At 33.2% G+C, this 7,454-nt stretch carries 4 protein-coding genes; 3 read left to right on the forward strand and 1 reads right to left on the reverse strand.

Translation table 11 applies throughout. The annotated features are described in order from the left end of the window. Positions 1-152: 152 nt before the first annotated feature. The 3 genes from B4L98_RS00220 (at position 153) to B4L98_RS00230 (ending at position 7,036) form a co-directional block, all read left to right on the forward strand. On the forward strand, positions 153-3,107 hold the full coding sequence (locus B4L98_RS00220; protein ID WP_291077230.1) for a SusC/RagA family TonB-linked outer membrane protein: 2,955 nt from the start codon (positions 153-155) through the stop codon (positions 3,105-3,107). 28 nt (positions 3,108-3,135) lie between these two features. Next, complete coding sequence (locus B4L98_RS00225) at positions 3,136-4,503, forward strand: RagB/SusD family nutrient uptake outer membrane protein (protein ID WP_291077232.1); 1,368 nt, start codon at positions 3,136-3,138, stop codon at positions 4,501-4,503. Positions 4,504-5,365: 862 nt separating this feature from the next. Further along, positions 5,366-7,036 (forward strand): alpha/beta hydrolase family protein, encoded by a 1,671-nt coding sequence (locus B4L98_RS00230; protein WP_291077235.1) that lies wholly within the window; start codon positions 5,366-5,368, stop codon positions 7,034-7,036. A gap of 39 nt (positions 7,037-7,075) precedes the next feature. On the opposite strand, the gene B4L98_RS00235 is transcribed toward B4L98_RS00230, so the two are convergent. After that, the gene (locus tag B4L98_RS00235) at positions 7,076-7,366 is read right to left on the reverse strand and encodes a DUF6520 family protein (protein WP_038330661.1); all 291 of its coding nucleotides are present in this window, start codon (positions 7,364-7,366) and stop codon (positions 7,076-7,078) included. Between the last annotated feature and the right edge of the window lie 88 nt (positions 7,367-7,454).

A 7,454-nucleotide genomic window follows, 5' to 3' on the forward strand; every position in this document is an offset into this window, starting at 1 on the left:
CTCGTCTGCAAATCGTATGTCGACTCTAAAATCTGTTATAAAAAGTGAATTTGAGTATTGAAAAAAGAATAAAAACGTAAAACGTTAAGCGTAGACCGTAAAACGTAAAAAAAAACAAAAACCCCTTTCCCAAAAACAANNTATGTAAAATTATGAAAATATTTTACTTTAAACTCAATAGGCATATAATAAGTGTGCTATTGGGATTGGTTTGTGCTACACCCCTATTTGCACAAACAGGAAAAACCGTGACTGGAACGGTGAAAGATCATAACCATTTGCTCTCTGGCGTGGTAGTAACAGAAGAAGGTACACAGAATAGTGTGCGAACTGATGCGAATGGATACTATTCGTTGACCTTGCAACATGATGATGCTAAACTAATTTTTGAGCAATTGGATTTCCCTATTCGTGAAGAAGAGGTACTGAATAGAAGCGTGATAAATGTAAGTTTCATAAAAGAAGACGGGATTCAGCTAAAAGATGTAGTGATAAATGCAGGGTACTATGCTGTAAAGGACAAAGAACGTACAGGGTCTATAGCACGTGTAACGGCTAAGGAAATAGAGAATCAGCCCGTAGATAATTTTTTAGCAACGCTACAAGGGCGAATGGCAGGAGTAGAAATAACTCAAGAAAGTGGTGGTTCTGGAGGTGGATTTCAGATAAAAATACGGGGACAGAACAGTTTAAGACCCGATGCCAATCAACCTTTATTCATTATAGATGGCATCCCCTACTCTTCGGATCCTATTGGAGGTACATCTACCTCTGGAAACAGACCTTCTTTTACAAGTCCGTTATCTACGATTAATCCTGCTGATATAGAAAGTATAGAAGTATTGAAAGATGCCGATGCTACTGCTATATATGGTTCGCGTGGAGCAAATGGTGTGGTACTGGTTACAACTAAACAGGGGAAAATAGGTGCTACACAGGTAAGTATTCGGACATCGATGGGGTTAGGAAAAATTACACGCCCATTGAAATTGATGAATACCGAACAATACCTTGATATGCGTAGACAGGCTTATGCCTATGATGGTATTTCTACTTATCCTACAAATGCCTATGATATAAACGGGACATGGGATATAAACCGATCTACCGATTGGCAAAAAGAATTAATTGGAGGTACAGCAGAATATAACACGATACAAACTTCTATAAGTGGTGGTAACACCGCTTTTAATTATACCGTGAATGGTACACATCACGAAGAAACTACTGTTTATCCAGGATCATTTAAGTATTTGAAAAATGCTGTTCATTTGGCTTTAAACTACAAGGATAAAAAGTTTAATTTCTTATTTACGGGTAATTATAGCAATCAAAATAACAATCAACCTTCTACTGATTTAACAACCGTTGCAAGAGAATTAGCACCCAATGCTCCTGCTTTATATGATGAAAATGGACAATTGAATTGGGCAAATAATACATGGACCAATCCATTGGCAAGTTTAGAGTCTAAATTTCTATCAAAAATAGATAATCTAACCGCTAATATGATGTTGAGTTATGCTATTTTACCTGATTTAACTTTTAAAACCAATTTAGGGTTTACCCAATTGCATAGCCGTGAGTTGAGAACTTTTCCGTCGACGATGTATAATCCTTCTTTAGGGCAAGGTAGTGAATCATCAAGTGTAGAATCTAATCAAACGAATCGTTCTTCATGGATTATAGAACCTCAACTAAGTTGGGATAAGAAATGGAATCAACATCATTTTTCTTTTCTTATAGGTGCAACTTTTCAGGATCAAACAACTGATAGGCTGTATTTAACTGCCGCTGATTTCCCTTCCAATGAAATGTTATTGTCTCTGTCTACTGCTGCTTTACAATTAATAGGCTTAGATGAAAAAACAAATTACCGTTATCAAGCTTTTTATGGACGATTGAATTATATCTTACAAGATAAATATATACTTAACGTAACAGCTAGACGAGATGGCTCGAGTCGTTTTAGTCCTCAGAATAGATATTCTAATTTTGGTGCAATTGGTGCGGCTTGGCTATTCACAAAAGAGGATTTTATAAAAAACAATAGATGGTTGAGTTTTGGGAAATTACGTGGTAGCTATGGAATTACAGGAAGTGATAATATTGGAGATTATCAATATTTAGATAATTATCAAACAACATCTAATCCATATAATGGGACAGTTGGTTTAAGTCCTATTCGGCTGTATAATCCCAATTATCATTGGGAGACAAATCGTAAATTAGAAGTTGCGCTAGAATTAGGTTTTCTACATGATCGTCTTAATTTTTCTATGGCTTATTATCAAAACAGATCAGGAAATCAATTGGTCGGTATTGCTCTACCTACGACAACTGGTTTTTCTTCTTTTTCTGGAAATCTACCTGCAACAGTAGAAAATAAAGGATGGGAATTTACTCTTGGTTCCAAAAATATAACGACTAATAATTGGAAGTGGACAACAGAGGTTAACTTGTCTTTTAATCAGAACAAGTTACTTTCATATCCAGACCTTGAAAGCTCTGCTTACGCCAATACTTATGTCATTGGTCGATCTATTAACAACATCAAACTTTATCAATACACAGGTATAAATCCTACAAATAATCAATATGAATTCTATGATTATGATGGAGATGGTAAAATAACTTCTCTAAAAGATCGTGTTGTACTCACTGATCTTAATCCTTCTTATTATGGTGGTATCGCCAATCAGATTCGTTACAAACAGTTGAGTTTAGATGTATTATTTCAGTTCGTAAAACAAGAACGACAATTGTATTTGCCTACAGCAATAGCGGGCACAATGACCAATCAGTTAGTAGACTATGGTATACCTATGCAACCATATAGTACTAAAAATTCTCAAATAGCGGCTAATTATAATTTAATGCGAAGTAGTACGCTTTCTATTGTGGATGCTTCTTACATCCGATTGAAAAACATTTCGATTACCTATGATATTCCTTTAAAAGATCATTTCTTGAAACCTCAAATCTTTCTACAAGGTCAAAATCTATTTACTCTAACGCCTTATAAAGGTGGTGATCCCGAATTTAAGTACAACCGATTTCTCCCTCCTCTTCGCACCATAGTAATGGGAATGAAATTAAACTTTTAATCTGATAAGAATAATAAAATTTAGCACAATGAAAAATATATATACGTTAAGTTTAACAGTCATTATAAGCGTCTTATTCTTTAGATGCAATGACTTTTTGGATGTTGATACTCCTACTTCTCAATACAATAGTGAGCTGGTTTTTGCGGATAAAAAGACAACAAATGCTGCGCTTATTAACCTATATGCAGATATGAGAGAAAAAGGTTTTGTAAGTGGGCAAATGAGTGCTTTTCCTGTTTCTATTGGTCTATATACCGATGAATTGGATTCGTATCAAATCAATCAAGTAGAATCTCAAAATTTATATAATAATACATTACAAGCAAATAGCGCCACTGTCTTACAATATTGGTCGCAAACCTATTATCAGATTTATATGGCAAATGCTATTATAGAAGGTTGTCAAAATAGTAAAGGCTTATCTACACCAGATAAAAATGGTTTTATAGGTGAAGCGCTTTTTGTGAGAGCATTGCTCCATTTTTATTTAGTGAATACCTATGGCGATATTCCTTATATAAAAACAACGAATTATGAGTTGAATAAAAGTGTTTCTCGTTTAGAGAAAGCAAAAGTCTATGAACAAATTACACAAGATTTAGAAGTAGCTATACAGCTATTATCTTCACAAATAACACTACAACGTAATCGTCCTAATCAAGTAACTGCACAAGCTTTACTAGCACGTGTAGAATTGTATAAAGGAAATTGGGTAAATGCTGAAAAATGGGCTTCTACAGTAATTAATACTCCTTCTATAGAATGGCAACAAGATGTTAATCAAGAGTTTTTGAAAGAGAATAAATCGATTATTTGGCAAATTTCTCCTAAGCAAGCTGGTAACTATGCGTATGAAGGTGGTACGTACTATGTCGCAACTGGTCCTCCTACTTCTATTGCTTTAACAAAAGTAAATACACAGTTTGAACCAAATGATCTTCGTCAAAAAAACTGGGTAAGAGAAGTTACAAACGGTACAAGTACTTGGAAACATGCTTATAAATACAAACAAAGAACAAACTCTTCTTCAACAACAGAAAACTCAGTTGTTTTTCGATTAGCAGAACAATTTTTAATTCGAGCTGAGGCACGTCTAAAACAACAAAATAAAGTAGGTGCCTTACAAGATCTAAACAAAATTAGATCAAGAGCTGGTTTGCCTCCTTATATCGCATTGACTGATGAGGAATTTATAGAAGCTATTTTACAAGAAAGACAGCATGAGTTCTTCTGTGAATTTGGTCATCGTTTTTTTGATTTAAAACGATTGAATCTAATCGATCAAGTATTAACTCCAACAAAATCAAACTGGAAAAGCTATTGCCAACAATGGCCAATTCCTGAACAAGAAATATTAAAGAATTCGAATTTAACACAAAACACTGGATACTAATGAAAACAACTATATTGAAGCATTTTATTGTAATGATACACCTCATGTTTTTATTTAACATGAAGCCTGTATTCGCACAACAAACTCACCGAACAGTAAAAGAATCTGAATACGATAAATGGGGAAAAGTTATTGGTTCGCAAATTTCTGAAAAAGGAACTTGGTCTACTATTAGTATGTCTTACGCTACTACAGATACTGTATTTTTGATTAATAACTTGTCTAAACAACAAATAAGTATTGCTGAAGTAAGAGAAGGTGCTTTTATGAAAGAAAATTCTTTTCTATGGTTAAAAAACAATAATCTGTCCGTACTTAATTTAAAAACGCTAGAAAATATTGAGATTCCTGCTGTAAAGAAATATGTTGTTTCAATGGACAAGAATATTCTTATTTCCATAGAAAAACACAACAATGCACAACGAATTGTTTTGCGAGATATAAAAGGTAATAGTATAAAAACCATTGAAAATACGCGTAATTATAGTTTTGATAATGAAACAAATCGAATGGTTTATGAAAAAATAGTTGACANNTTAGAATACATAGATCTTTCTCGCCCTTTGTCATCTAATACGGTGACACATAAAGAAGCTGGTTCTTACATTAATTTTAAGTGGAACGACAATGGTGTCGTTATATTATCGAAAAACGAAAACGCCTTGTCTAGCATTTGTTATTTTGATCTAAAAAGTAAAAACTTAGACTGTATGAATACTAATTTGATAGAAGACGAAATCGATCAAACATCAAATACATTGTATCTTTCTACTAATGCTGAATTCATTTATTTCAACGCCAANNGGATGATTCTGTAGAAATATGGTATGGTTCGGATCAGCTAATCTATCCAATTAGAAAAATGAGAGATGAACGTGGTTATACCCCATATACTTGGGTTTGGAATAGAATAGAAAATACTGTAAAACAGATTACAGACGATGAACTACCTAATATACATTATTTATCGAATAGTAATAAGCTCTTATTATACAACCCATATCAAAACACAACAGATAATAAATTAATAAACGATTATGATGTTTATTTCTATGATTCGAAAACAGCTGTTAAGAAAAGAATTATTCAAGAATTTGATCCAAATACTCATTTATTCGGAAATGTAGGACAAACAGATGATTTTGTTTACTACTATGACAATAATTGGTGGTGGTATAATACAAAACTTGAAACAGCTACAAATCTGACTTCTTCCATACATGCCGAATGGGATAACAAAATACTAGATGAAGGTTATCAACAAATTGCATGGGGAATTGCAGGAATCTCAAATGATAAACAATACCTCTATCTATATGACACCTATGATATTTGGAAAATAAATGTAAAGACATTAGCTTCTACTAAGTTGACAAAAGGCAGAGAGTCGCAGCAAGTTTTTCGTTTTGAGTTATTGACGAAATCAAAAAATACGTCGGATATCCGTCTTATTGACGAAACTAAGAACAACAGGTTGGTTATAAACGATCTAAATACAAGAATTAAATCTTATGCCATATTAAAGCCTAATCATACAATTGATTTACTATTGACAAGTCATGATTTTTTATATACAAAGTTGCAACAAGCCAAGTTAACAACAGATTTTATTTACTTAAAAGAAGCCTATAATTTACCACCAGAATTGTGGTATAAAAAAGATATGAAAAGTGAACCAATACAATTATTCGCAACGAATAAACAACATTATCTTTATGATTGGGGAACATCCGAATTATTGCATTACACAACTATAGATGGAAAAAAACTAAAAGCTGCTATATTTTACCCACCGAATTACAAGAAAGGAAATGTATATCCTGCTATAGTTCGTGTCTACGAAAATTTGTCACAAACAGTAAAAGAATACCACAATCCATCGATGTATAACAACATAGGATTTAATGTATCAAATCTTACGCAACAAGGTTATATTGTTGTACTTCCCGATATGGCATATGATAAAGGTTTTACAGGTGCATCTGCTACAAATTCAGTTGTAGGAGTTTTGAATAAACTAATTGATGAAGGTGTAACTGAAAAAGGAAAAATAGGATTGATTGGACAGTCATTTGGAGGATATGAAACCAATTTTATACTTACACAAACCGATTTATTTAGTGCTGCTGTTACGGGAGCAAGTTTATTTGACTTGGTAAAAGACTATTTTTGGAATGAACCTTACGAAAAAACAGAAAGCTGGCGCTATGAAAATTTTCAATTTAGAATAAAAAAGCCATTTTTTGAAGCGCCCGAACTTTACATAAAAAATTCACCTTTGTATCATGCAAGTAGAATCACAACACCAATATTGAGTTGGACAGGTAAAAATGATACTAATGTACCTCCAGAACAAACGATGACAATTTATACCGCTTTGAGAAAACTCAAAAAAAAGATTGTTATGCTACGCTATCCTGAAGCAAGACATTTTGTATCAAGCAAAGAAGATCAAACAGATTTGACAAGGAGAATAGAACAATGGTTTGCTTTTTATTTGAAAAACGAACCAAAAAGTAGTTGGATTAAATAACCTACAAATAAGAAGAGGTTCCTTTCGGAACCTCTATTTTTAATTAGTTAGTTTATATAATTCTAAAACACACTGGCCAACACCATTTTTTTGCCAAACTTGCTGTGGAGTTGCTTCTTCTGTCATACAAAGTTGATCTGTAGATACAGGTGTACAATCAACTTTAATTTCTTCACAATCTGTAGACGAACTATGTCGAATAAATCCATCGATTAAAGCAGCATCTTTGATAGATTCGTTGCTTTTTGTTTGCTGTGTAGCAAACGCTCCTATTCCAGCCAATAAAAATGCTGCAATAGGCAATACTGTTTGAAGTTTTAAATTTTTCATTTTTTGTATTTTTTTTGGTTTTAACCTACTATATTATACAGGTGTTCGGTTATCCTCCTGCTATCGGCTGGATATCCTAACGAAAGTT

The sequence above is a fragment of the Empedobacter sp. UBA5528 genome (genome assembly GCF_002426075.1).
In the GTDB taxonomy this organism is placed as follows: Bacteria; Bacteroidota; Bacteroidia; order Flavobacteriales; family Weeksellaceae; genus Empedobacter; species Empedobacter falsenii_B.